This window comes from Kitasatospora sp. MBT63 (assembly GCF_000710465.2).
Classification (GTDB): domain Bacteria; phylum Actinomycetota; class Actinomycetes; order Streptomycetales; family Streptomycetaceae; genus Kitasatospora.
The window spans coordinates 1-2,600 of record NZ_JAIZ01000421.1 but is presented as its reverse complement, the minus strand read 5'-3'; the positions used below and the strand labels follow the sequence as shown (position 1 = coordinate 2,600).

At 75.4% G+C, this 2,600-nt stretch carries 3 protein-coding genes and 1 pseudogene; 1 reads left to right on the top strand and 3 read right to left on the bottom strand.

Annotated elements, in window-relative coordinates:
• Both AA75_RS23365 and AA75_RS23360 read right to left on the bottom strand, forming a co-directional pair.
• A pseudogene (locus AA75_RS23365) lies at positions 1-691 on the bottom strand (hypothetical protein); the annotation flags it as partial.
• 106 nt (positions 692-797) lie between these two features.
• Positions 798-1,598, bottom strand: a complete 801-nt coding sequence (locus AA75_RS23360) for a DUF6585 family protein (RefSeq protein WP_149038324.1) — start codon at positions 1,596-1,598, stop codon at positions 798-800.
• Positions 1,599-1,776: 178 nt separating this feature from the next.
• On the opposite strand from AA75_RS23360, the gene AA75_RS23355 reads away from it, so the two are divergent.
• On the top strand, positions 1,777-2,163 hold the full coding sequence (locus AA75_RS23355; protein WP_033822155.1) for a hypothetical protein: 387 nt from the start codon (positions 1,777-1,779) through the stop codon (positions 2,161-2,163).
• A 28-nt stretch (positions 2,164-2,191) separates the two neighbouring features.
• Here AA75_RS23355 and AA75_RS23350 read toward each other — a convergent pair.
• A partial coding sequence (locus tag AA75_RS23350) for a spore-associated protein A (protein ID WP_199520397.1) occupies positions 2,192-2,600 on the bottom strand: 409 nt, incomplete at its 5' end.

Here is a 2,600-nt window from a genome sequence, read left to right as displayed (position 1 = left end):
CAGGGCCGGCCGTCGCGGTCGGCTCGGGCGCCGCGGTGGTGCGGGCCGCCGACGGCGTGGCGCCGCTGCTCCGCCTCGCCGTCGGCGTCGGCGTGGTGGCCGCCCGCTTGGTCGGCGTCGCGGCGCCACCGCTGCCGCCGCTGCTGCCGCCGCTGCCGCCCTGCATCTGGACGGACCCCAGGCCCACCGAGCCGATCAGCAGGTAACACGGCGCGGGGGTGTCGAAGTAGACGTTCGGGTGGTAGGTCACCAGCGGGCCGTCGGCGGGCACCGTGACCGACAGCTCCAGGCGGTGCTCACCGGCCGCCAGCGCGGGCAGCGCCGATCCGGAGCCCATCCAGTACGCGTCCCCCACCGGGCCGCGGTCCTGACCCAGCGCCACACCGTGCCAGCCGCCGCCGTCCACCCGCCACGAGGCCTGGGGCGCGGCCGCGCCGGCCGGCGCCGAGGAGATCTGGACCCGGACCGTCGTCCCCGCCGGCACCTGGTCGGTGGTACGGAAGGACGCGGACACCACGCCCGCGTGGCCACGCTGGGCGTTGATCGAGTCCCGGCCGCCCCCGCCGGTGATGGTGCCGCTCCCCTGGCAGCCGCCGACCGGGGTGTCGGCGTGGGCGGCGGGGACCACGGGGGCCGCGCAGCACAGCGTGGCGGTGGCGGCGAACAGGGCGGCAACCCGGAACCGGGACAAGGTACTCCTCATATCCGCAGGCCACCGGGCCGACGGTTGGTACGAACGGTCGAGCGGCATGCTAGCGAAGCCGCCCGGCGGGCCGCCGCCCGGGCCCGTCGTCCCGTCAGCCGGCGCCCGGGCCCTCGTCGGGGCTGTGCCGGCGCCGGAGCGCGTCGGCCAGCGTCAGCAGGACCAGCAGGTTGGGCAGGCCGACCGCCGGGACCGTCAGCCACGCCTTCGGCTCACCGCGGCGGTGGACGTGCATCCGGCCCTGCTTCAGCTCGATCTTCCCGAGCTCCCGCCAGCCGATCCGCCGGCTGCCCTTCCCGAGGCCGCCGGCGTTGATGTCGATGACCCCGCCGAACTCCAGCCGCTCACCCGCCTCCAGCCGCGCCGCGTCCTTGGGCACCCGCGCCCGGGTGAACGCCTCGGTCACCCCCTCGGCGAACGGCAGCACCCCGGCGTACTCGTTGTCGACGACGATCAGGCGCCCCTGCTCGGGTGCCACCAGCAGCTGGTACTTCATGTAACTGCCGATCTGCTGAACCACCTTGACGTCGTCCCGGGCCACCCACCTGATCTCGTCCCAGTGGTGGACCTCCGGCTCGGCGCCCGCGATCTGCCGGGCGAGGCCGTGCTCGTAGCGGGCCACCCAGGTCTTGGTCCCGTTGCGGCGCAGCAGCAGCCAGGCCGCGGTCGCCAGCGCCAGCGCCGCGGCCCCCAGCATCGGGAGCCCGAAGTACCAGGTGCCGTCCTTGCGCTGGTTCTCCACCGCGATGTCCAGGCCGAAGTCGAACGCCCACCCGCCGACGGCGGCCATCAGCACGACGAACGGCCAGGGCTTCCGCTTGGGGTTGTTCTCCACCAGTTGCTGCCGGGCGCCGAGTCCGTGTTCCTGCGCGGCGGCGGCCATCGCTTCCGTCATCCGGGTCCCCCTTCGGTGTGCTGACCGGTGAGATCGGTCAGGCCCCCGATTATGGCCGTGCACGCCGGAGTTCGTCACCGGCAAGGATGGCCGCCGCGGCGGCCGCCGGCGCGCACGATCGGGTGAGCGGCGGCCGGTTCATGACCCGTCGTCAGTGCTCGGGGTTAGCGTCCCTGCCATGAACGACATCACCTTCCCGTCCGGGCCGGCCACCGGTGCCCTCGATCCGGCCGTCGCCCGTGCCCACCGCCCGTGCCCGGACCCGGGCCCGCATCCGGCGCTGGACGGCTCGCCGATCGCTCTGGTCTCCGAGGCGTTGTGGGCGGCGCTCGCCGCGATGGCGGAGGGCCTGGACCGGGCCGCCGCGGCGGCGGACCCGGCCGGCACCGCCTGCGACGTCCTGCGCCTGATCGTCGCGGCGGCCGAGGACACCGCCGAACCGGGCGAGCGGCCCGGTCTGCTGTACGTCACCCCGTCGGTGGCCGAACTCGGCAGCCGCCCGGTCTGGTTGCTGCGCTCCGGCCCGCACGGGACGGTCCTGGCGGGCTTTCCGAGCGACATGTGAACGCCCGGTGGGGCGGCGGGGCCCCGGGTCAGCCGCAGTGGCTCCAGCCGCTGGTCCAGCTGGCGCCCTGGTACGAACCGCCCCACTGGACACAGGTGTTGGCGGCGTGCGCGGTCACCGGACCGGCGTAGTAGGTGAAGCTTCCCGGATTGCCCGCCGTGGCACCGCCCTTGACCGTCAGGGTGGCGTTCATCGCGACCGGGCCGCCGGGGGTGCCGGCGATCGTGGTGACGCAGTTGTTGCCGTTGCCGGCGTTGTACAGCAGGTAGACGGTGGCGCCGCCGAGCGGGTGCTGGTCCACCACGCCGTAGCCGGCGCCGCACACCTGGGCCGGGCTGTACGCCTTGCCGGGGGTCGTGGGCGGCGTCTGCGGCGCGGCCGGGCCGGTGCCGGGTGCGGTGGCCGGCGGGCGCGGCGCGGCGGAGGTGCCGGCAGCC